This is a genomic window from Providencia sp. PROV040, assembly GCF_032706145.1.
In the GTDB taxonomy this organism is placed as follows: Bacteria; Pseudomonadota; Gammaproteobacteria; order Enterobacterales; family Enterobacteriaceae; genus Providencia; species Providencia hangzhouensis.
The window spans coordinates 205357-229277 of sequence record NZ_CP120531.1; the positions used below are offsets into that span (position 1 = coordinate 205357).

25 protein-coding genes and 3 pseudogenes are annotated in these 23921 nt (G+C 46.1%); 20 read left to right on the forward strand and 8 right to left on the reverse strand.

Annotation, left to right across the window (positions count from 1 at the left end):
- The first annotated feature begins 539 nt into the window (after window positions 1-539).
- The 4 genes from P3L40_RS23755 (at window position 540) to P3L40_RS23770 (ending at window position 6703) form a co-directional block, all read left to right on the forward strand.
- On the forward strand, window positions 540-3959 hold the full coding sequence (locus P3L40_RS23755) for a hypothetical protein (RefSeq protein WP_131680939.1): 3420 nt from the start codon (window positions 540-542) through the stop codon (window positions 3957-3959).
- Window positions 3960-4017: 58 nt separating this feature from the next.
- Window positions 4018-4284, forward strand: a complete 267-nt coding sequence (locus P3L40_RS23760) for a hypothetical protein (protein ID WP_094963100.1) — start codon at window positions 4018-4020, stop codon at window positions 4282-4284.
- A gap of 230 nt (window positions 4285-4514) precedes the next feature.
- Window positions 4515-5717 (forward strand): AAA family ATPase, encoded by a 1203-nt coding sequence (locus P3L40_RS23765; RefSeq protein ID WP_094963101.1) that lies wholly within the window; start codon window positions 4515-4517, stop codon window positions 5715-5717.
- 41 nt (window positions 5718-5758) lie between these two features.
- Entirely contained in the window at window positions 5759-6703 is a 945-nt protein-coding gene (locus P3L40_RS23770; protein ID WP_094963125.1) for a ParB family protein, read from the forward strand.
- 43 nt (window positions 6704-6746) lie between these two features.
- Here the strand turns inward: P3L40_RS23770 and P3L40_RS23775 are convergent, their stop codons facing one another.
- Window positions 6747-7154 (reverse strand): DUF6896 domain-containing protein, encoded by a 408-nt coding sequence (locus P3L40_RS23775; RefSeq protein ID WP_094963102.1) that lies wholly within the window; start codon window positions 7152-7154, stop codon window positions 6747-6749.
- Window positions 7155-7310: 156 nt separating this feature from the next.
- On the opposite strand from P3L40_RS23775, the gene P3L40_RS23780 reads away from it, so the two are divergent.
- The 4 genes from P3L40_RS23780 to P3L40_RS23795 all read left to right on the forward strand — a co-directional run bounded on the left by P3L40_RS23780 (window position 7311) and on the right by P3L40_RS23795 (window position 9753).
- Complete coding sequence (locus P3L40_RS23780; protein ID WP_136135336.1) at window positions 7311-7733, forward strand: hypothetical protein; 423 nt, start codon at window positions 7311-7313, stop codon at window positions 7731-7733.
- Between the two features lie 159 nt (window positions 7734-7892).
- A complete protein-coding gene (locus P3L40_RS23785) occupies window positions 7893-8315 on the forward strand; it encodes a hypothetical protein (RefSeq protein WP_136135335.1) in 423 nt (140 codons plus the stop codon).
- A 165-nt stretch (window positions 8316-8480) separates the two neighbouring features.
- Window positions 8481-9041: a hypothetical protein gene (locus P3L40_RS23790; protein ID WP_131680257.1), complete on the forward strand. Its 561-nt coding sequence runs from the start codon at window positions 8481-8483 to the stop codon at window positions 9039-9041.
- Window positions 9042-9180: 139 nt separating this feature from the next.
- Window positions 9181-9753: a GDSL-type esterase/lipase family protein gene (locus P3L40_RS23795; protein WP_131680258.1), complete on the forward strand. Its 573-nt coding sequence runs from the start codon at window positions 9181-9183 to the stop codon at window positions 9751-9753.
- A 23-nt stretch (window positions 9754-9776) separates the two neighbouring features.
- Here the strand turns inward: P3L40_RS23795 and P3L40_RS23800 are convergent, their stop codons facing one another.
- Window positions 9777-10469 carry a hypothetical protein gene (locus P3L40_RS23800; protein ID WP_136135334.1) on the reverse strand — a complete coding sequence of 231 codons (693 nt, stop codon included), beginning with the start codon at window positions 10467-10469 and terminating at the stop codon, window positions 9777-9779.
- A gap of 200 nt (window positions 10470-10669) precedes the next feature.
- Here P3L40_RS23800 and P3L40_RS23805 point away from each other — a divergent pair, with 200 nt between their 5' ends.
- The 6 genes from P3L40_RS23805 to P3L40_RS23830 all read left to right on the forward strand — a co-directional run bounded on the left by P3L40_RS23805 (window position 10670) and on the right by P3L40_RS23830 (window position 13675).
- Complete coding sequence (locus P3L40_RS23805) at window positions 10670-10885, forward strand: hypothetical protein (RefSeq protein WP_094963108.1); 216 nt, start codon at window positions 10670-10672, stop codon at window positions 10883-10885.
- A 125-nt stretch (window positions 10886-11010) separates the two neighbouring features.
- Window positions 11011-11508, forward strand: a complete 498-nt coding sequence (locus tag P3L40_RS23810) for a hypothetical protein (RefSeq protein ID WP_094963109.1) — start codon at window positions 11011-11013, stop codon at window positions 11506-11508.
- Between the two features lie 58 nt (window positions 11509-11566).
- A complete protein-coding gene (locus tag P3L40_RS23815) occupies window positions 11567-12013 on the forward strand; it encodes a hypothetical protein (protein ID WP_131680261.1) in 447 nt (148 codons plus the stop codon).
- Between the two features lie 63 nt (window positions 12014-12076).
- A complete protein-coding gene (locus P3L40_RS23820; protein WP_131680262.1) occupies window positions 12077-12877 on the forward strand; it encodes a methyltransferase in 801 nt (266 codons plus the stop codon).
- Between the two features lie 128 nt (window positions 12878-13005).
- Entirely contained in the window at window positions 13006-13341 is a 336-nt protein-coding gene (locus P3L40_RS23825) for a hypothetical protein (protein WP_131680263.1), read from the forward strand.
- Window positions 13342-13366: 25 nt separating this feature from the next.
- Window positions 13367-13675 carry a hypothetical protein gene (locus P3L40_RS23830; RefSeq protein WP_131680264.1) on the forward strand — a complete coding sequence of 103 codons (309 nt, stop codon included), beginning with the start codon at window positions 13367-13369 and terminating at the stop codon, window positions 13673-13675.
- A 79-nt stretch (window positions 13676-13754) separates the two neighbouring features.
- Here P3L40_RS23830 and P3L40_RS23835 read toward each other — a convergent pair whose 3' ends face one another.
- Window positions 13755-14174 (reverse strand): type II toxin-antitoxin system HigA family antitoxin, encoded by a 420-nt coding sequence (locus P3L40_RS23835; protein WP_094963114.1) that lies wholly within the window; start codon window positions 14172-14174, stop codon window positions 13755-13757.
- Window positions 14171-14482: a type II toxin-antitoxin system HigB family toxin gene (locus tag P3L40_RS23840; RefSeq protein ID WP_131680265.1), complete on the reverse strand. Its 312-nt coding sequence runs from the start codon at window positions 14480-14482 to the stop codon at window positions 14171-14173. Before P3L40_RS23840 ends, P3L40_RS23835 begins: the two co-directional genes overlap by 4 nt.
- On the opposite strand from P3L40_RS23840, the gene P3L40_RS23845 reads away from it, so the two are divergent.
- The gene (locus tag P3L40_RS23845; RefSeq protein ID WP_316928040.1) at window positions 14482-15219 is read left to right on the forward strand and encodes a hypothetical protein; all 738 of its coding nucleotides are present in this window, start codon (window positions 14482-14484) and stop codon (window positions 15217-15219) included. The two genes, P3L40_RS23840 and P3L40_RS23845, sit on opposite strands and share 1 nt — an antisense overlap.
- A gap of 123 nt (window positions 15220-15342) precedes the next feature.
- On the opposite strand, the pseudogene P3L40_RS23850 reads toward P3L40_RS23845, so the two are convergent.
- A pseudogene (locus P3L40_RS23850) lies at window positions 15343-15900 on the reverse strand (Tn3 family transposase); the annotation flags it as partial.
- Here P3L40_RS23850 and P3L40_RS23855 point away from each other — a divergent pair.
- The 4 genes and pseudogenes from P3L40_RS23855 to lnu(G) all read left to right on the forward strand — a co-directional run.
- Window positions 15899-16342: pseudogene (locus tag P3L40_RS23855) on the forward strand (tyrosine-type recombinase/integrase); the annotation flags it as partial. The pseudogenes P3L40_RS23850 and P3L40_RS23855 sit on opposite strands and share 2 nt — an antisense overlap.
- Window positions 16339-18237, forward strand: coding sequence for a tyrosine-type recombinase/integrase (locus tag P3L40_RS23860; RefSeq protein ID WP_272693340.1), 1899 nt, complete (start codon window positions 16339-16341; stop codon window positions 18235-18237). The pseudogene P3L40_RS23855 and the gene P3L40_RS23860, both read left to right, overlap by 4 nt.
- Window positions 18238-18615 (forward strand): DUF6262 family protein, encoded by a 378-nt coding sequence (locus P3L40_RS23865; RefSeq protein ID WP_002333497.1) that lies wholly within the window; start codon window positions 18238-18240, stop codon window positions 18613-18615.
- Between the two features lie 318 nt (window positions 18616-18933).
- The gene (gene lnu(G) / locus P3L40_RS23870; RefSeq protein WP_002333496.1) at window positions 18934-19737 is read left to right on the forward strand and encodes a lincosamide nucleotidyltransferase Lnu(G); all 804 of its coding nucleotides are present in this window, start codon (window positions 18934-18936) and stop codon (window positions 19735-19737) included.
- A 126-nt stretch (window positions 19738-19863) separates the two neighbouring features.
- On the opposite strand, the pseudogene P3L40_RS23875 reads toward lnu(G), so the two are convergent.
- The 3 genes and pseudogenes from P3L40_RS23875 to intI1 all read right to left on the reverse strand — a co-directional run.
- Window positions 19864-21078 (reverse strand): annotated as a pseudogene (locus P3L40_RS23875) (DUF4158 domain-containing protein); the annotation flags it as partial.
- Window positions 21079-21080: 2 nt separating this feature from the next.
- Window positions 21081-21638 carry a recombinase family protein gene (locus tag P3L40_RS23880; RefSeq protein ID WP_001162012.1) on the reverse strand — a complete coding sequence of 186 codons (558 nt, stop codon included), beginning with the start codon at window positions 21636-21638 and terminating at the stop codon, window positions 21081-21083.
- A 305-nt stretch (window positions 21639-21943) separates the two neighbouring features.
- Window positions 21944-22957, reverse strand: coding sequence for a class 1 integron integrase IntI1 (intI1, locus tag P3L40_RS23885; protein ID WP_000845054.1), 1014 nt, complete (start codon window positions 22955-22957; stop codon window positions 21944-21946).
- A gap of 291 nt (window positions 22958-23248) precedes the next feature.
- On the opposite strand from intI1, the gene P3L40_RS23890 reads away from it, so the two are divergent.
- Window positions 23249-23803 carry an aminoglycoside N-acetyltransferase AAC(6')-Ib3 gene (locus tag P3L40_RS23890; RefSeq protein ID WP_032488579.1) on the forward strand — a complete coding sequence of 185 codons (555 nt, stop codon included), beginning with the start codon at window positions 23249-23251 and terminating at the stop codon, window positions 23801-23803.
- Window positions 23804-23921: the final 118 nt, after the last annotated feature.

Below are 23921 nucleotides of genomic sequence, written 5' to 3' on the forward strand. Positions count from 1 at the left end.
TTAACGCTGGGCGAAAATCGTTGGAGCAAGACGATTTTCGATGCACTAAAAAGGCTGTAAAACTTATAACTTAGGCCTAAGTTTCGTGAAACTTCTCCTTGTTTGAACTAGCGGTATCACTGCTTGTTGCTCACTTTTGCGGTGTATATCCCGTTATCCCTTCCTGGTTATTTGAGCTGTTAAATAACACATCCTCGCCCCAAAAATAGACCAGCATCAACAAAAATAATTTCAATTCGATTAGCGTCAACAATTTATTTGTTACATAAATAATCTAGCGTCAACGATATTAAAATCGTCTAGCATCAACGATTTTAGTGGATTTGTGAAAAGTTACATGAAAAGTGACAGGGTTGGAGGGTTTATAGTCCAGCATCAACAATATTCAATCATGTTGACTTTGCTGCGATCAAATCGGATTGGATAAAGTAACAATTTATTAGGGGGGTTGTGCGTTAAAAACTCTCAAAAGCTTCGTTACCTGTTGTGGTCATGTGACTATTAATGAAAGAAAATGAATCATAACTGAGGGTAGCACCATGACAGGTATCATAGTTCGCGAAGAGAAAGTCGAGCGCATCCAACGCTTCAACTCCCTACAGAGCGGTCAATACTGGCGCGCAAAGCAGGATATCCCAGAAGAGGCAATCCTGGGCGATGAGGTACTTCTCATTGAGTCTCTACGCTGGGTCGAAAACCAGCTGCATACTGTTATTCTGCGGGCCCATCCGAAGCATTACGACCAATACGCTACCTTTGTAAGTGTTGATAAAGATGGTGTTTCCCGAAGTGTAAAGCGTACCGTCAAAGAGCACCGCTTCCTGTTTAACGACTTTGTTGAGCGCTTTGAATTCGCAGATGATGCAAAAGAGATCCGTGATGCAGAAGTTGCTGCCTGCCAAAAGCGTGTTACCGAACTGACTAATGCGCTTTCTCATGCTCTCGCCAGTCCAGAGTCGATGAAGTCTATAGTGACTCAACGTATCGAGCAGCAAGCAGCTGCGAAAGGGGAAAGTGCCAGCACAATGCCAGCAATCAGTAATAATGCAGTGCGCCTGGCTACTGGGTCTCTGGGGGAGGCACTTGCATCGGGTATTACTGAGAATGATATTAAAAGCATGCAGGACGCTGCAAAACAAAACCTCCAGATAGCAACCATTCAATCGGAATGGATCCAAGAACGGAACAAGGAAATTACTGCGGCCGTGCAGGCGGTAGTGCCATATTTTTCTGAAATGGCAGCGGCGCAGTTGGCGACCACGGAAGATGCACGGACCCAAGTTGATAAGCTAATGGATGGCATTCAGTCGCTGGACCTCTATATTGGCAAAGATGTCAATGTGAAGGTGATCCGCAAGGGAGCGTCTGCACCGGCCGACGAGCCGCTGACTTTTGTCCAGCAAAAGTTAATGGTCGATGAAGAACTGGCGATCCATTACGATCTCAATGACTGGTTTGACTTCAGCGATATTGGCAAATTCTTTGACGCGCTCTGTAAAAATGACGCCCTGGTAAACCAGATATTTCCTTCACCGCGTTGCGTTTTAGTAATGGCTTCAACCCGTCGTTACATTGACTATAAGGATCGCTTGGAAAATATCATCAACAATGCTGAAAATGCCAAAGTCTTCCTGATGGTGCGTGATGGTGAAAATCTATATCGCATCGTCTCACCTGTCGAATCACACCTGGGTGCCAATATGCTGTTCCCGTCTCAGGATGAACAAGAACGGTTGTTCAGAGGTATCGACGGGGAGCAAATCAAATTTCAGGATGTGGCGTACTCCGACCGCCTGAAGTCTCATGAACGCATGGCTCTTCATTATAAACGTTTTCTGATCATGTGCTGTGGTCTGGACCATCGTGAAAAGCTGTTTGGTGATTTCTACGACCAGACTTCCGGTGTGAATTTCGTATCAATGAAATTCCAGGAGCAGTATTGCCGTTTCATTCATGATGCCGATGGAACCAGCTTGTTAAGCAATCCCGAAGCAAGCAAGCGCATGTCTCTGAACAGCTACATTGAATGGGCAAACAGCCATATGCGGAGCGGTTCGCGTGTTATGTGCCAATGGCATTCATTGGTGAATCCGACAACCGCACCAGGAGCTGCTAAAGAGAATGACGACCGCTCATACGGCTCGTACAGCTTCACCGTTGATTTTAAGGATGAACGTAACGTTGCCGTGGCTTTTATTAAAGACGGCTTATTAACGGTAAAAGCACCGGTCAAGAAAACCAGCTATTCACGTCGGGGAAATACCACCCGTGAATATAACGTGAACGTGTGTATTGAAAAGTATAATAAACAATGGGATGAAGGCTGTGAACGGTTGCCATACTTGTGTCTGGATGCAGTAACGGCAGAAGATTTGGAATATTACATTTATTCCCGCTCGGTACGCTCTAACCACTCGTATTACATTGCATTGTTTAAATCGCTGGCGAAATACCTGCGCGAAGAACGACGGTCTGAACAAAAATATCGTGACTTACTTAATGCAGCGCTGGTGGCCGGGCGGGTCGGTGAGTTAACCGAACATGACAGCATCATTGATAAAACGGTACTAGCCTGGCGTGCAGCCAACCGTGGCGCGCCGCTCTCGGATGCGATGGGCGATAAAAAACAGTGGGAAAGTTTACTGAACATGATGGACATGATCGCCTGCCGTGGCATGCATTTACTGCCGAAGGTGATCGATTTCGCATGCGAAAACCAGGCGCAGCCACTACGTTTGATTGTTAACGCTAGTGGTAAATTATCCCTATACATAGCCCCTCGTCCAGATGAGCGTGATGACCGCTTGGAGCCACATATCTGGGTTCAGCGGGTTAACTTTAACTTGACCAAAACAGGCATCAAAGAAGTGTCACGCTCCTGGGTAACGTTGATCGCCTCAAATGTGGCAGAAACCACCCTCTACGAATGGCCGGAAGCGGAAGAGTGGAAAAATCTAACCGCTGCATTCGGGAGCTACGAAGAAAAACAAGAAGCGTTCCAGTTCGTCGAAGAAGGCGCTGTCGAGATACATCGCCTAAACCCAGCAAATCAACGCCGCTTGGCGGAAATGGCGCATTTGTGGAAAGAGGCCTACGTTGAGATGAACTACAACCGAGCGACAGGCGGGGAAGTACAGCGACCCGCGTTGATGTTCCCGATCGGTATTCGAATCGCTAAAGACGGCTATGCTGGAGTGAAATGGGAATTCGTATACCTGGGCTCGCTGAGCAAAGCGGCTCATTGCATTTACCAGCGACTGGAAAATGAAAGCACCAAGGATAAGTTGGCAGAAATGTACGCGTCTCCTTACCGGTACCCTGAAGGACGGAAGCAGGAGCTGGGCACTCAGTTAGCTGATATTTGGCTTTTTGCAACAAAAGAAATGCCGGATATAAATATGTTCAGTGCGAATAAAGATCTGGATTACGGCGGGCTGGACTATGACATCCATGTCAACTTAGTCGGCGAAATCAGCAGCTTCGATGCACGCTGGCGTTATGCTGAAGCATATGCAGAACAACCGCAACATGGCATTAAAGCGTTATGGTTGGCGAATTCGCTACGTGACGAAAATGGGAAACCCATGATGGATGCGCTGATCGGCAATAGCGCGCTTGAGCTTGACGACCCGGTCGATGTCATTGAGGTGGTATTACCTCAATGTTATGACGATGAGGCCAAAGCTAAGGTTGCTAAGACCAAAGCACCATTCGGTTTATCACACTGGTTTGATATTTGCCCAGTTGGTTTTGATGAGACTCGCTGCCTTGAAGGGTTGATCGCACCGAAAAGAACATTTACCCGCATGACGTTTGCTAATAAGGAATTGGCGATGCGATACATCATCGCGCGGAATCCTGATGTCAGAAAATACAAGGACGATTTTCACAGTGGTTTTGGCAATGACAACGAGCCGAAGCTGCCAGAAGGCGTCGTGCGCTGGAAATCGCGTTATTAATATCCGATATGAATAGGTTTATCAGCCGCCCCTGGCGGGGCAAAACTTGGAGGGGAACATGTCTCAAGAGTACAGCCCGATCCCACGCAATGTGATGTTCACGGAGTTCCTTCAATTATTGGAGGAAGATGGCTTGCCCGAAAATCACTTGGCAACGGTCCGTAAAATATTCGCGGAGATCACCCAAAAGGTCAATGAGTTCGGGCCAGAGCGTGGAGCGCTGTTGGCACTGGCAGAGGCTCACTCTCCGTTTTATCGAGAGTTAAGTGATGAAAAGGACTTTATTGGCGGGGTGCTGAATATGCCGATTTTCTTTCACGGTTAAATGTGACGTATAGCTCAAAAAATAAAACCGCTTCGGCGGTTTTTTTATGTGCAAATTACACCCTTATTCTTCGGAAATAAATGATAGATAAAGGTTTGAGACCAACTATTGGGAATGGAACTACTTTTTTTGTCCTGATATAAAAAAAAGATACCGTACAAGAAAACTGGTACTGAGACAAAAAACATGTACAATGCAATTAACTTTGTACATTATTAGGTGGCTTATATATGAAAAAAAGCTATGGTGGCATTTTAGAAACTGCTCAACGAGCTGATATTATGTTGAACGGTTTAAGCACTCAAATCGAGCAACAGCGGCTCGAGTTTAATCAAACCGGTTATTACCAAACATTCACTAAAAACGCCGTAGCTAAGCTGCCTATGCTTAATAAACGGGCTGTAGATTCTGCGGTCGCTGAGATGGAAGAAAGTGGGTACGAGTTTAATAAACGCCAGACAGGAAGAACGTCGCAATATGCGCTAACCCTACAAAACGTTATTGATATCTACAAACATCGCGGAGTAGAAACTTACAGAGAAAAGCGTGAGGGCGGATTCGCGATATTTGTTATCAACCTTAAAGGTGGAGTATCAAAAACTGTTAGTACGGTTACTCTCGCTCATGGGATGAGAGCTCACCCATCTCTTATTCAGTACGATTTACGGATCCTTGTTATAGACCTCGATCCCCAAGCGTCGAGCACGATGTTTCTTAGCCATCAAAATAGTATCGGCTCAGTAGCCGAAACGGCGGCGCAGGCCATGCTTAACAATCTAAGCAGAGAACAATTAATTGAGCAGTTTGTTAAGCCAACTGTTATGCCTGGTGTTGATGTTATCCCTGCTTCTATTGATGATGCCTTTGTGGCGAGTGAATGGGGGTCTTTAGTGGAACAATATTTGCCAGGTACTTCGCCAAGTGAGGTATTGCGCAAAAACATCGTAGAGCGTCTGAAAGATGACTATGATTTTATCTTGATCGATACCGGTCCTCATCTAGATGCATTTATGCTAAATGGCATAGCAGCCAGTGATCTGCTTTTAACTCCGACACCTCCAGCTCAGGTAGACTTTCATTCAACAATGAAATACCTGACAAGACTGCCAGAAATGGTAGAAAGAATTGAAAATGAAGGTATTGATCTGAAGTTGCTCGGCAATATTGGTTTTATGTCAAAAATGGGCACAAAACAGGATCACCAGACTTCTCATAGCTTTGCAAGGGAGGTTTATGCCGGTTCGATGCTTGATGCATCATTATCACGCCTTGATGGATTTGAACGATGTGGTGAATCGTTCGATACAGTTATCAGCGCAAACCCCGCTTCATATCCAGGGAGTGCTGACGCACTCAGAAAGGCAAAAGGGCAGGCCGATGAGTTTGCGCGCGCAGTGTTTGACAGAATTGAGTATTTAAGGAGTTCTAAGTGAGCGGATCAGCATTCAAACCAGTCCAAAAAATTGGTCGCCAAATGGGGAGTTCCCCGATAACTACGATGCTTGAATCAGGCATAAACCAGAGCAAGGTGTTTACGCTCGCATCTGGTCTGAAAGTAACTTTTTCAAGACAAATCATTCCAGCGGCTGAAATAGAATCACGTACCTTTGTCGATGCAAAAATCAATGGCCGGGATCAGGACACGCTAACTGAAGAGTCCGTTAAAGATATTGTCAGAACCATTGTTTTACAGCAGTTTTTCCCAGCTATCGGCAGAGTGGTTGGTGATCGAATTGAAATTCTGGATGGCTCTCGCCGTCGCGCTGCCTGCTTATTTGCCAACGTGGATTTTGAAGTGTTGGTGGCATCAGAGACTATCAGTGTTGATGATGCACGGCAACTCGCAGCTGATATTCAAACTGCAAAAGAACATAATCTGCGTGAGCTTGGTCTCCGTTTTCAAGTCATGCATGACCAAGGCATGAGCAAATCTGAGATTGCAAAAGCGGAAGGTATTTCGAATGCCAAAGTTACGCGAGCTTTTCAGGCGGCCGCTGTCCCTAGTGTTATGGTGTCGTTATTCCCTGTCGTGTCAGAACTGACTTTGCCAGATTACAAATTTTTGCTGGATTTTTCTGAAGAGGTGAAAGCTAAAGATGCTGATCTGGAAGAAATCACCCTTGAAATAATGGATAAAATAGACGGAGATGATGAGATCGTTTCAATGTCTCCGGAAGAAGTTAAAGCCAGAATTATGCTTTATTTCAGGGATGCACAGATAAGCCGGAAACCGCCATCAGCGGTAAGCCCGGTTGTTACCACTGAATTATTTAAAGGTTCAGATCGACGGATTTATGCACGTCGTAAAGTAAACCCGAAAAATCGAACGTTTTCTTATGAATTCTCTCGTATAGATAAAGAAGTTCAAGAGAAAATAGATGAAGCCATCCAAGCAATTCTTGCATCAGAACAAAAATAATATGAAGTAATGTTAGCGACCAGGAAACTGGTCGTTAACCATATCAGACAGACGTGTTTTTCTTGTAGTAGAGAATGTAGCCAGAAAATATCAGGTTGCCATTTGATATTTCAGTTTCAAAACATTCTTTTAATTCATTAGGGGAGTTGAATCCGTACTGGTTTAAACTATTATCTGAAATGCTTTTTAACCGCCAATAGTCAAATCCATTTATCTCTCCATGCTCACCAAAGTCAAAATCTACAACGCCTGATTTTAAATGCACGGCACAGCCGTAACCGTGTTTGAAATACTTCACCCCTCCATTTAATACACCTTTGATAGGGAGAGCATTGCATGCCCATTCGTTGTTAGACTTAGGTAACGCGATCCCTGAGAGTTTCATTAATTCAATGGCTTCAGAAATGCGTTTTAGGTAATCGTTGATGAGGTTACGAAGACGAGTATCCATATTATTTGCTTTGTTATTAATTTTAATCTCAACATTAACGACACTCGCCAAGATGTCAAGTAAGGGGAGGCTCGTGATTTGGTGTTTAAAAATTTCTTTAGCGGTTGTCAGCGGGGGACAATGTCCTGGTCAACTACAGCCTTTAAGTGAGGAAATATGATCACCTTGTTCACAATAGTAGCCTCAACGCCTGGTGGGGCATTGCTTTTCATTGTTCTCGGCATTCCCTGTTCCGCGATAGTCTGGTTGACCGTGGATGGAATTAAAGCAAAGATCGCAAAAATTGCTCTTTGCTCATTCGCGGGGTTCCTCCTGTTGTTCGAGGTGACCAATGTTGCGATGAAAACGCAGCAATCAGTGGCCGTTTCCATCGTGAAACGGGTGCCGTTACCTGCTTTTCCTATTGCGGACTCAGAGGCAAGCCACCTGAAGTCTGAGTATCTTCAGGCCATTGCAACCGCGTCGTTATTCGGTGAGGCGATGCCAACCCGGCGGATGATGGATGTTCAGTCCAGGGCAGAAGTGCTGGTCCAAGAGCAGAATGAAAAACTGATCCGGGTTATCAACGGGAAAGGTTAAGTCCCTCCATTTTGAAACGCTCACTTCGGTGGGCGTTTTTTTTACCTGAAGCAAAATCAACCACGAAAGAAATAATTCAAAATAATATAGTTTTCACTATTCGTCAGCGATTGGGGTCATGCTTTACTTATTACATAGAAACCAACAAGGCAAAACGAAATGAACGACGTGAAAACAGTAAAGATATTGAGAGATAACGCCTTCTGTCACGCAGCGTGGATGGATTTTAAAACCATCTTAAGCGAGTCGCCTTTTGGTGTTTTCCTGGAGTTTGTAGATCCGCGCAATGGAAAGTTGGTTCAGCAATTGTTTCCGTTCTGGTGCAAGCCTCAGAAAACGTATAAGCCGATGGGTAACGTGTTCATGACCCAGTGGCAGGGATTAACACTGACAATCCCGTCAGACGTCGATTGGTGGGTTAAGGCTCAATCCAACGGCATTGGAATGCGTCGTATCGACCAAAGAGTCCAGTTTCTAAAGCACGGGGAATATGTGGAGGTAAATTTGAGAGTCGAAATGGCAACTATCATCCGCATAAACCCTGAGTTTTCACCCGAGTTCGACGCTGCCACACATGCTTAGCGTCCGATCATGAAGTGGGCTTCCCAAACCCACGATACCCCTTAATGCCCATCTCCCTCGATGGGCATTTTTTATTATAAAAATCATTGGGTAATCCCTTCGTCAGTGGTGCGGCTCATGCTTAAATAATTAGGTAAACAAAATGAACAAGAAGAGGAAACCACAATGATCGCATTAGTAAATGCAAACGAAAAACGCGCTAAAAACCATTTAGCTTCAGCAATCCGTTTCAACGGCTCAGTAGTGACTGTCCGTGAGTGGATTGACGCGCTGATCGCACAAGGCTACAAACCGAATGCCAAGGCTGTTCTGAAGGGCAAAGAAGCCAGCCGTATGCAGATGCACCGTTGGGACAATAGCCAGCAAACTGAGCATATGAAGAAGCGTGCGCAAGCCGGTACTAAAATCGAATACACGATGTTTCACGATGGAAGCGGCAGTTTCTACGACGTAAAAAAGTTTGCGTATGACTATGCGGTGTCGCAGATAGGTATGCAAAGCGCTGAGCCAGAAGACCGCTGCTTCATTGTTTTTGCTATCCCGCAGTTACGTAGAGGGCCAGAATACCAACGCTGTGTGGCCGCGTACAAGCCTGAACTCGCCGAAAGTGAACAGCGCGTTCTTAGCATGCTACGTTGCGACTTCCCTCCAGCTCGGATCTTGTGGTTCGGCGTGGCGAAAACCCAAGAGCAAGCTTTGGCAATGGCTAAGGAAGCCGTGGCCTGACGAGTAGCCACCACAAATAGCTTTAAGAGTCTGCGCCAAATGGCGTGGGCTTTTTTGTCTGCAAAGTGTCGGAGTTTAACGTGGATTAAAAAAAACATCTTTTTTAAAATCATTGGCTGTATTCTGCTGAGGAAATTAGATGATGAAATCCGTGTTAATGTTCATGCTGTACCTGCCTGTTTTTGCCTTTGCCAAACCGCTATTTATCGGTGACAGCCTGACCTATAGCCTTGCCACCAGCGCCAAAAAACATCTGCCAGTTGAAGGCATTTACAAAGAGAGTACAGGCCTTACCGATCGCAGTGCGGTGAAGTGGAATGAATACGTTCAAACGATATCTTTCCAGGACTACGAGACTGTGGTGATCTCACTTGGTGCCAATGATGGGATAGGTGAAAGCCAAATCGTGGGGTATCGCCATAAAGCAACTCAGTTCATTCGTCGAATTCAGCAAGACAACCCCTCAGCCTCTGTTGTTTGGGTGCTGCCTCCTGCAATGAAAAATACGGTAATGGAAAATGCCCTGAAGTATACCCGAGAGGCTATCCGGCAGGCTGCTGAAGAAACGAGGATCTCGCTGTTCGACCCCAAGGTAGCCTTGGGGGAAGGATATGCAAGGGAAATCCGAGGCGTTCAGGTACGAACTGAGGACGGTATCCATTACACCCACAAAGGTAGTGACCTGATTATACGCGCTCTGATGGGGCAGTAATCTTTTATTTCAAATGAAAAAGGTCAGTATGCGGCAGCTCCCTTGCTGCTAGAACTGTCATACATTATAAATGTGTCTGAAGAGGATAATTTTTTTGTTCCCTCTAAATCGATTTGTATCGTCATCTCAGTAAATAGTCGGTGATGTAGACAATCATAGCCAGCCCAGCAGTTTTGTTTTTTTTCTTCTTCGGTTGAGTATTTTTGGGTGTAATAATCATAAGCCGTACCTATTGTGTTAGGCTGGTTGAACGGGAATTGTCTTCCCGAATTACGGTCAAAAGGAATAGTTAATTCCCCTAGGTTTATGTGCGTCAATTTGTAGCCAATAAGTTCAGGAATTGGAATTGAGAATGTTGTTTCGTTAGGGGATTTAAATGGTGGGTCAACTACACTTATCAAACGAACACCATTGATAAGGCTTGCTTTTTCATACCAGAACATCACTTCAACATTTTTCGTCAAATCACTATTTTGGTTTGCCCATATCTTGTCATTCGATGTAATTATTAAGGTTCCATAAGAGGGATATTGTTGTAGTTCACTGAGTTTTACGTGCTCAAACTTGTATTTTAAATCGTCAAAAAAATCAGTGTAGGGTTGGCTCCGAAACTCTCTGTTGTATTTCGCTGTTATACAAATATGAGCCACTAATAACGCAATTAAAAAAATGAAAATGCCTTTTTGTGTTTTTGTTGGATTCTTTTTGGGATTCACTTTAATTCCTTTTCCAGTGAGATTGTTCTAAAGTTAAATAAAATTTACCTTTAGAAGGTAAAAGATCAAGCCTTTTTTAGAAGCAAATATTTTGAGTAGGCAGCTGCTTTGAGTATCAGTCAGTCTTCCCCCCCTTTGCCAGAACTTCGCCTATGAGATGATTATCACATCAAGCCAACAGGGTTTAATGGGGATGTCCTATGGGTGCCAATCGCAGAAATAAATTCGGAGTCAGCCGTCGCTTTGCTGTCCGTTATGACCGGGCAAATGATCCGGAGTACATGGCTTTGGTTGAGCGGTACCAGACAACCAAAATAAATAGCCAATCGGGCAAGGCGGGTGATGACGACCACAAGGAAAGCGTTCGCGCGCTGCATTATTACCACGGAAAAATTGCCGTGGGATCCTTCCGCTAATACCATATTCAGCGGCCGATATTGTTTCTCAAAATAACCTCTTTTTTATTATTCGTCAGCGGCTTAGGTCGTGTTTTACTGGTTTGGTAAACAAAACAACGATACCAATAAAAAGAGGTTTTTTTATGTCAACAACTTCAACATGTACTCAGTGCTATTTCGTGACCTACAAGCGTGATGCGCAAATTCCTTGGGTTATCAGTGAAGAGCGCAAACAAAAGACCATCAGCGCCGATAAACGCAGCATGACCTTTGGTCTGAATCGTACTGATGGCGTAAGTGAAGCAGGTAAGTTCTTGCGTCGGTTTAAGCCGCAACATCCCTACATTCAGCAATTAGATGCACTGTTGGCATCCGAATCACCGAATGAGCAGGAACTGACGGAATTGCGTGACGCTATCAACGCGATGGAGTGGACGCCGGAAGAGCTTCTGGCTGAGCTCGTGGAAGACGGTGCCGATTCAATTGTCATGAACAGCGTTTTTTACCGTGAGAACGGATTCTTTCATACCGAAGTTTCTGCGGCAGTCAGCCTTCCTGATGGGATTGAACCGATGGAATTAAGTGGTGAAACGGTGGTTAAGCAGATTTACGACGAAAAAAACGTCCAATTTATGTATTAGTCATTAGCCGTTCGGTCTGATTGCAGGCCGAACAATTATCGCAACGAGGAAACCCGTTATGAACCAGCTGAAAATTGACAAACAGAAACAGCAATACATCTTCACTCAAGGCAGTGGTGTTTTCCCTATCGGAATTGCCCTGCTGGCAAAGCGTGCAAAAGCTGTGGCGCAGTGGATGGGTGTTGCCGAACCGAAGAGTAAAGCAGGTTCTTTCGAGCATTACACCGAGTGTATGGCGATGATGGAAAAAGGCCATCAGCACGCCAAACGCACCGGTTTGCAGTGCAATGGTAACCTGAGTCCTCAGCTGGTGGGCTACGAAGGTGCGCGGGTATCCGTTGTCGATAATGCTGGGTATACCCGTAGTTTCTGGGTGGCGCGTACTTTGGGATGGATGCCAAGCCATCTTGAAGTTGATCGCCTACCTGCAATTTTCGGGCGGGACAGCAACGAAGACGACGTGCTGGCAGATGAAACCTATCAATCTGTCGAGGTGATCGGGTAACAAAACTCAGGCCATCAGCGTGGGGCTGGTGGCTAATTTCAATAGCAAAGGTTGGGGTAAGAAATGCAAGTATCAAACGACGTCCTCGCAGTTCTGTCAGAAGCACGAGTAGAAGGCAATAAACTCTTCCTGGAAGGTCAACTAGATCGCCGCCTGTACACCAACACCAACAAGGTGCTGGAAGCCGCTGGCGGGAAGTGGAACCGTAAAGAAAAAGCCCATATTTTTGACGGCAGTGCGGAAGGTCGTATCGACGACATCATCCTGAGCGGATCGGTTGTGGTGCCGAAAGACGACTTCAACTTTTTCCCGACGCCGGAAAAAATTATCAATACGATGGTCGCCAGCGCCAATATTCAGGACGGGGATCGCGTTCTGGAGCCGTCCTGCGGAGATGGTCGCATCGTCAAAGCGGTGGCTAAAGCGGCAAAAAACCTCAATATTGTCGCCGTTGAACTGGATGAAAAGCGTGTCCAGCAACTGAACAATGATCCTGAAATCATGGCTCTGGTAAACCCTGAATTGACGGGCACAAGCCTTGAACTGGTCAATGCTGATTTTCTCAGCCTTGAAATGGATGAGAAATTCGATGTCATCATCATGAACCCGCCTTTCAAAAATAAGGCTGATATCAAGCACACGAACCGGGCATTGGATCTGCTGCTGTCTGGCGGGATGTATACGCAAGGCGGTCGCCTGCGGGGCATCCTGTCAGCTGGCGTGCTGTTCCGAGAAGATGCCCTGACCAAGGCCTTCCGTGAACGGGTGAAGCTGCTCGGGGGCTCATTCACTGAGCTGGAGGACAAGGCCTTCAAAGAGTCCGGTACGCTGGTGAAAACTGTTCTGCTGGAAATCGACTTTTAACCACCAACACCAAAACCGCCTACGGGCGGTTTTTTCGTCAGTAGCGTTAGCGGAGCGATACTGGAAAGATCCCAAATCCGGGAAAACGTCCATCCAGAATAGGGTGCTGAAATAGCACAGGGGGAGAGATGAAGCCACAAAATATCATCAGCGTTAAACCGAATTCAACCGTCTTTGGTGACCAGGGGAGTTGGGTCAACGAGCACTTACTGGAGGTGCTGATTAATCGCGGCATGTTCAGTTCGGCATTGGAGCGGTTTCGCCAGGGCGGTAAGGGCGTAGTGTCTGTTCCCGTGCATATCAGTATCAGACTGTTTGGGATCAGCGTGGCGGGTGCCCACATGCTCATTACGCCATATGGTCTAGTGTGCAAATTCGACGATAAGGAATTTGGCGAGAGCTACTCATTCGACGTGGGCGGTGATGCACGCAAGCTGTGGAAAAGCGTCTGCCATATTGGCTGACAAAATCTGGTGAAAGGGGGTTGTCATGCTGGCATTACTGATCGGTACTTTAACGTTAATGACATTGTCTTTGTTGGTGCTGTGCGGGCTGTATGCAAAGTACCAGTATCACGAAACGCACAAGCAGCCAGGGCTACGCAGTCCCGCAGTGGTGTGCCTATCACTGGCGGTTAAATATGTTGGTCTTATAGGCTTGATATTGACCGTGTCAGCGGCATCCCAGAGTTCGTTACAGATCCCGCTCACTGGATGGTTTGTGTTGGTAGTCTTCGTGCTGCATGCGGGTCTTGGTGCGGTCTGTACTATTCAGCACAACCGGCAGTTAATTCGGTAAGATTGTTTACTGAATCAAAAAAGAAACCCGCGCATATCGCGGGTTTTTTAATGAGCGGGCTCGACTGTCACCGTTTGGCCTATGAACCTATGAAAATGGTGGCAGGGATATTGAAACGCGCAGACAGTTTTTTGATGTGCTCCAGTGTTAATCCGCGTTCACCTTTGAGAATGCGACTGACATATGAGCGCGAACCGAGCTCTTCTTGAAAGTCTGTCGTATTAAGGTGGTATTGATCCATCAGCGTTCTCAATGCTGCTACACCGCTATCGCTGTTTGCTAACCGTTCGTTAAATTCAGCAAATTCTGGCGCGGTTTTTTCATACGCATCAATCTTCGCACAAATCATGTCGATAAGCGGGTTGTCTGGGTCGTTTTCGACGAGGTGCTCAACCAACTGAACTGCTTGTTCATAATCCGTGCGTGAGTGACTGTCTCCCAGTAACGGCACGAGGTTTATCAGGTTTTGTGCTGCGTTTACGGCATCTTGAAACATCATGCTTTTGTTCTCCGGTAATGATCAGTTAACTTATCGTATTCAGCGTGGGTTGTTATATGTTTCACGAATATTTTTCCCCGGTCAAAGTCGGCAAAAAACATCATTCTTAAGGTATTGCCACTGATATCTATAACCCACCATTTCTCTCTATATTTCATCCGATCAAGGCTGGGGAAAACCTTTTTAAGCTCATCAGGCGTCTGATAACTATCGCGCTTCAGTGTTCGATATACGTCAGATAGTGCCTGAGCACTGTTTGGAAATCGCTTGGATGCCTGGTCAAAAGGGTCTCTTGATATTACGTGCATTGCATCTCTCGTGTTTCCTATTTGTCAACATTTTAACATCTAAACTATTGGTTGCCAATATGGCAACTAATAAATTAATTATTCTGCTATCTACTCTTCGTCAGCGGCTGAGGTCGTGTTTCAATAAAGAGGTAAACAAAACGACAAATACCAATAAAAAGAGGTTTCCTATGTACTGCACAGTCAAAGAACTTATCGCTCATCTCTCTACAAAAAACCAACATGCCGTTGTGCTGACGAAGCTGTGGGATACGGAAGATATTCACCAGGTCTTGTCTGACAGAGGTAGGGAGCCTATCTCCGAATATGAGGCGCACAAAGCACTCCAGCTGGTGGATCGTACTCACGACGCAGAAATTGGTATCTCATCGGAAACGCTGCTATGTGCGGTTGAGTCGTCAGCCGATATTACTGCTGAGCAATATGCACAAACCTGTGTGTGTTTCACGGTGCCGCGCGAGCTGTATTCCGTTTGCAACGAAGTGACGCTCCCTGCGGGGTTAATCACAGTCGAGTTTGATGCGTTTGAACTGCGTTCACTGGTGGCGACATCCAAACTCACCATCGTACAGAAGCATGAGCTCAGCGGCTTCATCAAGTCTGTTTCTGATAACTGTGATACGCCAGTACATCACTGGAGTGTTTACGCTGAAAGCCGCAACGGTAAATGCGTCATCTGTTTGCAGGACAATTTCCAGACCAAAGAATATCGTTGGGTCGAAAAGAGTCTGTCATAAATCGTTAATGTAAGGCGCGTTGTGATGTGATGAAAAAGAAATCGCATCACGACATTAAAATCATGCTAAAACCGCTGAGGATCGCTTTGAGGGGTCGTCTCAGAAAACGGAAAATAAAGCACGCTAAGCCGGTGGCAGCGGTCGCAATGGCCTAAACTTCCCCGCACCGACCTTGGCGCTGCTGCGCCATAGGTAATCGCCGGTCAGGTTGATGTGCTCCCACCCCAGCGGCGACAGATATTGCAACAATGTGTCGTCCAGCGCCGTGCCGTTGCCACGCAAAGCACTGGTGGCACGCTCCAGATATACCGTGTTCCACAACACGATGGCCGCCGTCACCAGATTGAGGCCGCTGGCCCGGTAGCGCTGCTGCTCAAAACTGCGGTCGCGGATTTCACCCAATCGGTAGAAGAAGACCGCCCTGGCCAGCGCGTTGCGCGCCTCGCCCTTATTCAGCCCCGCATGGACGCGGCGGCGCAGCTCCACGCTTTGCAGCCAATCCAAAATGAACAGCGTGCGCTCGATGCGCCCCAGCTCGCGCAACGCCACGGCCAAGCCGTTCTGGCGCGGGTAGCTGCCGAGTTTGCGCAGCATCAGCGAAGCCGTTACCGTGCCTTGCTTGATGGAGGTGGCCAGCCGCAGAATTTCATCCCAATGGGCGCGTATTTGCTTGATGTTCAATCAAATCCATTTAACACCCAGAGACGTTAATGTTAATGAGGCCTATATTAAATTAAGGAAGGAAAGAACAATACATGTGAGTAAAGAACTTATGGCACTTTATACAGATTATTTGGTATATGAGTATGGTGAGGACTTGGAGCATGATTATGTTTTTATTTCTTTAAAAGAAGGCTATTTTGGAAAACCACTAAAGTACCAAAGTGTTCTTGATCTAGTTAGAAGAATAGTTAAAAGAACTAGAATAGAGTTTACGCCGCATATGCTACGCCACACTCATGCAACGCAGCTAATTAGGGATGGATGGGATGTTGCACACGTTCAAAAGAGGTTGGGCCATGCACATGTTCAAACAACGTTAAATACCTATGTTCATCTTTCAGATCAAGATATGAAAAATGAGTTTAATAAATATCTTGAGAGAAAGGAACATAAGAAATGAATGATTCTAGTAAAAGGAAAATTATCAGTCAGAGTGAGATCAGTAAGAAAATAGCTGCAATGAATGAAGAATTGCAGGGATTTTGGGCTAATAATAGTTGGGATATAAGGAAATGTCCGCATCCTTCTGCCATAGAATTAAGTAAGAACCCTACTTTAAGAAATCGGTGGGTTCGTTTTGAACGTGTTAAAAATCCGTGGTTAAGAACAGAATTGAAATATTTTTATTTTTACCATTTAAATAATGGAATATGGAATGCAAAAACTGTATGGATTAGAAAAGGAACTGTAATTAATAGAATGTTAGATTTTTTAGATTTAAAGTATCCTAACATTACTTCAATTACTGAAGTTCCTATTAAAAAAGCAATGACGGAATATAGGACATATTTGACAGAACAGGGTGTTAGAATTACCACTACTAATTATAAGATTACTGCTAATCAAGAAAAAATAGCTGTAGAAGCTAATTCTTACTATGTTACTAATTTAAAACAATTTATGGAGTTTTATGAGGACTTTTATTTTGATGGGGAGGAGTGGGATAAAGACATTTGGGATAGACGTAAGTTACCTTTGCCAGATGATAAGGTTAATCCGACACAATATGAATATGTAATTAACTTTAAAGGGGTTCGCAATACGTATTTTAAACAACTCGTAAAAAGATATTGTAAATTGAGATTAAATACGGATAGCTTTTCCTATGTATGTGATATCGCCCAAAAACTTAAAGAGTTCTTTAATTTCTTGGACATGAATTTTAAACACGTTCAGAGAATAAACCAATTAACGAGAATGGAAATTGAAGCATATTTAAGCGAATTAAATATGATGGGGATAAAGCCTAGCACAATAACTGGGAGGATCTCTATATTGGAAGGACTATTTAGTACCCTTCTAAGGCTAGAATGGAATGATATTCCTTCCAAGGTGTTAATCTATCCAGAAGACTATCCCAAAATACCGAGAGCAAAACCTCGTTTTATAGATGAATACGTTCTGGAGCAATTGAACAGTCATCTTGATAAATTACCCGAATATATAGCTACGATGACTATGATAGTCCAAGAATGTGGGATGAGGATAAGCGAATTGTGCACCTTGAAAAAAGGTTGTCTATTAGAGGACAAAGATGGAGATTACTTTTTAAAGTATTATCAATGGAAAATGAAAAAGGAGCATATAGTTCCAATATCAAAAGAGGTAGCTTTATTGATTAAAGTTCGGGAAGATAAAGTTTCATGGGAGTTTCCAGATAGTGAATACCTCTTTCCAAGAAAAGATGGATCGCCATTAAAACAAGAAACATTTAGAGACGAGTTAAACAAATTAGCTTATGAGCAAAAAATAGTCGATAAATCAGGCGAGATTTATAGATTCCATGCCCATGCCTTTCGCCATACAGTAGGAACAAGAATGATTAATAACGGAGTACCGCAGCATATTGTACAAAAGTTTTTGGGTCATGAAAGTCCTGAAATGACAAGCAGATATGCTCATATTTTTGATGAAACCCTTAAAGCTGAATTTACAAAATTCAAAGAAAAACTGGTAACTAATAATGGAGATATAATTGAGTTAGATAATGACAATGAAGTCGATGATGTTGATCTTCAATGGTTCAAGAAAAATATTAATGCACAAGTTCTTCCAAATGGTTATTGCCGATTACCAGTAATAGCAGGTTCTTGTCCACACGCCAATGCTTGTTTAGATTGTACTCATTTTTGTACAAGTAAGCAGTTTTTATCGCAGCATGAGGAACAGTTAAATCGTACTGAGGAGTTATTGGCAGTCGCTAAGGAAAAGCAATGGCAAAGGCAAATAGAGACTAATAACCGTGTTAAAGAGCGACTAGAGCAAATAATTGGCAGCCTGAAGGGGATTAGTTAGATGGTTAAACAGGTACGAAATACAGAGGAAATTGTGCGTTTGGCAAAGCAAAAGTCCAGGCGGACTAGAGAAAATGTAGACAAGGTTATCTCTAAACTATCGCTTGAAGGTAAGACTATTAATTTTAACACAGTTGCAAAGGAAGCTAATGTTTCTAAATCATGGCTTTATAAGGAACATGATATTAGGCAAAGGATTGAATCTCTCCGAAAACAGCAAAAAACAGAAAATGTAATATCAAAACCCAAGAAAAGCTCCCGTTCTGAAGAAGTCCTTATTAAAACCTTAAAAACAAGAGTAAAGGAATTAGAAGAGGAAAATATAAGATTAAGGAACCAGATCCAAAAATTATACGGAGATTTGTACATTAGAGAATAGTTAATCTATGAGTTTCACCAACTTGTGCTTTGAACTTTGAAGTGTTAAAATTAATATACTATTAATCGAAAGGAGAGATGGGTGGACAATGAAGAACTAATCTAATTTTTAACAAATGAAATAGTATATTTCAGTTTAAAAACTTAGGATTAGTCTGCCCATTTTTCCATATACTAAATAAATGTAAGACTGAATAGCTAAAAAGGCTAAATAGTTTTATTTGAGTGTCTTAAAAAGTGACATGACTAATCCTTCCAACATTATTTGGGAGGATTTTTTATTTCTCCCTGAATCAAAATAAAGAAAGAAGGAATCGAATTGTTAAAACAAAAGGAACTAATGGCAAGGGTTAAGGAACTTGTCCAGTCAGATGAACGAATATCTGCTTGTATGATGTATGGCTCTTTTACAAAAGGAGAGGGAGATCAATACTCTGATATAGAATATTACGTTTTTCTAAAAGATGATACAATTTCCACCTTTGATTCAGCAAAATGGCTAAATGAAGTCGCTTCCTACACTTTACTCTATCAAAATGAGTACGGTACGGAAGTAGTAATTTTTGAAAATCTAATACGTGGTGAATTTCATTTCCTTTCCGAAAACGAAATGAATATTATTCCTTCATTCAAAGAATCAGGCTACATTCCTGACACAAAAGCAATGTTTATTTATGATGAAACAGGACAACTAGAATTGTATTTATCAGAGTTGGAAGGTCCGGGACCAAATAGACTTACAGAAGAAAACGTAAATTTTTTATTGAATAATTTTTCCAACCTATGGTTAATGGGGATTAATGTTCTTAAAAGAGGGGAAAATGCACGTTCACTGGAACTTTTATCTCAATTACAAAAAAATATACTACAACTCATTCGAATTGCGGAAGAAAATGCCGATAATTGGTTTAATATGACAAAGAATCTTGAAAAAGAAATTAGTCCTGAAAACTATGAAAAGTTTAAAAAGACTACTGCCCGATTAAATGAATTAGAACTATATGAAGCCTATAAGAACTCTTTGCTTCTCGTTATGGAACTTCGAAATCTCGTTGAAAAACAGTATCAATTAACCATTAGCGATGATTTTTTAGGCAAACTGTTTAATTATATGAACGAATAAATAAAAAGCCTGTATCTCAAGTGATAACTAAGATACAGGCTTTAATTGTTATTTACTTTAAATACATGTTCTCAAAGTGAAAGTATTGATTTTAATGGATTTTTAATAGTTTACTCTTGATAAATTTGCAGCCCGCAATTTGAGCACGCCCAGGAACTGCGGCGCGTAGCGGCGTAGCGTGGCATAGCTTTCACCGATGTGGTGCAGGAAATCAAAGTCGGCAGGCCGCGCCAATGTTTGCGCTTCGGTGACGCTGGCGGCGAAGGTGTCCCAGGGCATAACGGCCTCGATGGCGGCGAACGGATCGCTGCCGCTTTGCTTGGCCTCAATCAACGCTTGACCGATGCGCCCATACATCCGCACCTTGTCGTTGATCGCCTTGCCGGAAGCCTGGAACTGCTGCTGATGCTTGTTCTTGGCCGCGTTGAACAGCTTGCCGATGATGCGATCGTGAAGGTCGATGATTTCATCGGTGACGGTGGCCATGCCTTCGATGGCCAGCGCTACCAGCGTGGCATAGCGTCGTTGCACCTCGAACTTTGCCAGATCAGCAGGCGTCATCTGGCCACCTTCACGAGCGATTTTGAGCAGGCGGTTCTGGTGAACCTGCCGCTCGATGCCTGCGGGCAGATCAAGTGCTTGCCAGGATTTCAGGCGCTCAATATGTTCGAGCATGTGGCGAGAGTTCGGTTTGGCAGGCGACTGGCGCAGCCATGCCAGCCACGTCACTTTACTGCCGTCCTTGCGCTTGAGAAGTTCGTCCAGGCGCTGACGGTGGGGTGATAACAAAGAATCGGTCAGCGCCGCGTAAATGCGTCGGTTGGCACGGGTGATGGCCTCGGCGCTTGCGCGCTCGATGGCATTCATGGCGGGCAGGATAATGCTCTGCCGCCGCAGATTCTCGACAAGTGCGCTCGCCAGCACGATGCCTTTGTCGGTCTGCAAGGCCAGCTCGGTCAATGTATGCACGGCTTGCCGATAGTGGCTCATGGTGAAGGGCTTGAACCCAAAAACCGTTTGCAGCTCGACCAAGTGCTCCCGCCGTGTCTGTTCGCGCTGGCCGTACTCGCTCCAACTTTCCACTGGCATCTTGAGTTGCGCGGCCACCATGCGCAACAGGGGCGGAAACGGAGGCTCATCGACGCCCAAAAAGGTGCCAGGGAATCGCAAGTAGCAAAGCTGCACAGCGAAGCCCAATCGATTCGCGGCGCCGCGACGCTGACGGATCACCGACAGGTCGGTTTCGTTGAACGTGTAGTGCCGTATCAGTTCGTCTTTGGCATCTGGCAGTGCCAGCAGGCTTTCGCGCTCGGTGGCGGACAGGATTGAGCGGCGTGGCATGGTCAGTCTTCCCGCAGGTACTGGTACAAGGTTTCGCGGCTGATGCCGAAGTCACGGGCCACCAAGGTTTTTTGGTCGCCTGCCGCAACTCGCCGTTTCAACTCGGCAATTTGTTCGCTGTTCAGCGATTTCTTTCGTCCCCGGTAGGCACCGCGCTGCTTGGCCAGCACGATTCCCTCGCGCTGACGTTCGCGGATCAGGGCGCGCTCGAACTCAGCGAAGGCTCCCATGACCGACAGCATCAGATTGGCCATCGGTGAGTCCTCGCCGGTGAACTTCAGCCCTTCTTTGACGAACTCCATGCGCACGCCCCGTTGTGTCAGCCCTTGGACGATGCGGCGCAGGTCATCAAGGTTGCGTGCCAGCCTGTCCATGCTATGCACCACCACGGTGTCGCCCTCGCGGACGAAGGCCAGCAGCCTTTCCAGCTCGGGACGCTGGGTGTCCTTGCCAGAAGCCTTGTCGGTGAACACCCGCGCCACCTGAACACCCTCCAATTGCCGTTCCGGGTTCTGGTCGAAGCTGCTGACGCGGACATAGCCGATGCGTTGACCTTGCAAGATGCCTCCAAAGGCAAAAGTGTCAGGATGAAATCTATTACCTTTGACGGAATATGTCAATCAATAGGAAATTTAACTCTATTCTGACATCGTTTGCACATGGTGTCGTTTTCAGAAGACGGCTGCACTGAACGTCAGAAGCCGACTGCACTATAGCAGCGGAGGGGTTGGATCCATCAGGCAACGACGGGCTGCTGCCGGCCATCAGCGGACGCAGGGAGGACTTTCCGCAACCGGCCGTTCGATGCGGCACCGATGGCCTTCGCGCAGGGGTAGTGAATCCGCCAGGATTGACTTGCGCTGCCCTACCTCTCACTAGTGAGGGGCGGCAGCGCATCAAGCGGTGAGCGCACTCCGGCACCGCCAACTTTCAGCACATGCGTGTAAATCATCGTCGTAGAGACGTCGGAATGGCCGAGCAGATCCTGCACGGTTCGAATGTCGTAACCGCTGCGGAGCAAGGCCGTCGCGAACGAGTGGCGGAGGGTGTGCGGTGTGGCGGGCTTCGTGATGCCTGCTTGTTCTACGGCACGTTTGAAGGCGCGCTGAAAGGTCTGGTCATACATGTGATGGCGACGCACGACACCGCTCCGTGGATCGGTCGAATGCGTGTGCTGCGCAAAAACCCAGAACCACGGCCAGGAATGCCCGGCGCGCGGATACTTCCGCTCAAGGGCGTCGGGAAGCGCAACGCCGCTGCGGCCCTCGGCCTGGTCCTTCAGCCACCATGCCCGTGCACGCGACAGCTGCTCGCGCAGGCTGGGTGCCAAGCTCTCGGGTAACATCAAGGCCCGATCCTTGGAGCCCTTGCCCTCCCGCACGATGATCGTGCCGTGATCGAAATCCAGATCCTTGACCCGCAGTTGCAAACCCTCACTGATCCGCATGCCCGTTCCATACAGAAGCTGGGCGAACAAACGATGCTCGCCTTCCAGAAAACCGAGGATGCGAACCACTTCATCCGGGGTCAGCACCACCGGCAAGCGCCGCGACGGCCGAGGTCTTCCGATCTCCTGAAGCCAGGGCAGATCCGTGCACAGCACCTTGCCGTAGAAGAACAGCAAGGCCGCCAATGCCTGACGATGCGTGGAGACCGAAACCTTGCGCTCGTTCGCCAGCCAGGACAGAAATGCCTCGACTTCGCTGCTGCCCAAGGTTGCCGGGTGACGCACACCGTGGAAACGGATGAAGGCACGAACCCAGTTGACATAAGCCTGTTCGGTTCGTAAACTGTAATGCAAGTAGCGTATGCGCTCACGCAACTGGTCCAGAACCTTGACCGAACGCAGCGGTGGTAACGGCGCAGTGGCGGTTTTCATGGCTTGTTATGACTGTTTTTTTGTACAGTCTATGCCTCGGGCATCCAAGCAGCAAGCGCGTTACGCCGTGGGTCGATGTTTGATGTTATGGAGCAGCAACGATGTTACGCAGCAGGGCAGTCGCCCTAAAACAAAGTTAGATGCACTAAGCACATAATTGCTCACAGCCAAACTATCAGGTCAAGTCTGCTTTTATTATTTTTAAGCGTGCATAATAAGCCCTACACAAATTGGGAGTTAGACATCATGAGCAACGCAAAAACAAAGTTAGGCATCACAAAGTACAGCATCGTGACCAACAGCAACGATTCCGTCACACTGCGCCTCATGACTGAGCATGACCTTGCGATGCTCTATGAGTGGCTAAATCGATCTCATATCGTCGAGTGGTGGGGCGGAGAAGAAGCACGCCCGACACTTGCTGACGTACAGGAACAGTACTTGCCAAGCGTTTTAGCGCAAGAGTCCGTCACTCCATACATTGCAATGCTGAATGGAGAGCCGATTGGGTATGCCCAGTCGTACGTTGCTCTTGGAAGCGGGGACGGATGGTGGGAAGAAGAAACCGATCCAGGAGTACGCGGAATAGACCAGTTACTGGCGAATGCATCACAACTGGGCAAAGGCTTGGGAACCAAGCTGGTTCGAGCTCTGGTTGAGTTGCTGTTCAATGATCCCGAGGTCACCAAGATCCAAACGGACCCGTCGCCGAGCAACTTGCGAGCGATCCGATGCTACGAGAAAGCGGGGTTTGAGAGGCAAGGTACCGTAACCACCCCAGATGGTCCAGCCGTGTACATGGTTCAAACACGCCAGGCATTCGAGCGAACACGCAGTGATGCCTAACCCTTCCATCGAGGGGGACGTCCAAGGGCTGGCGCCCTTGGCCGCCCCTCATGTCAAACGTTGGGCGAACCCGGAGCCTCATTAATTGTTAGCCGTTAAAATTAAGCCCTTTACCAAA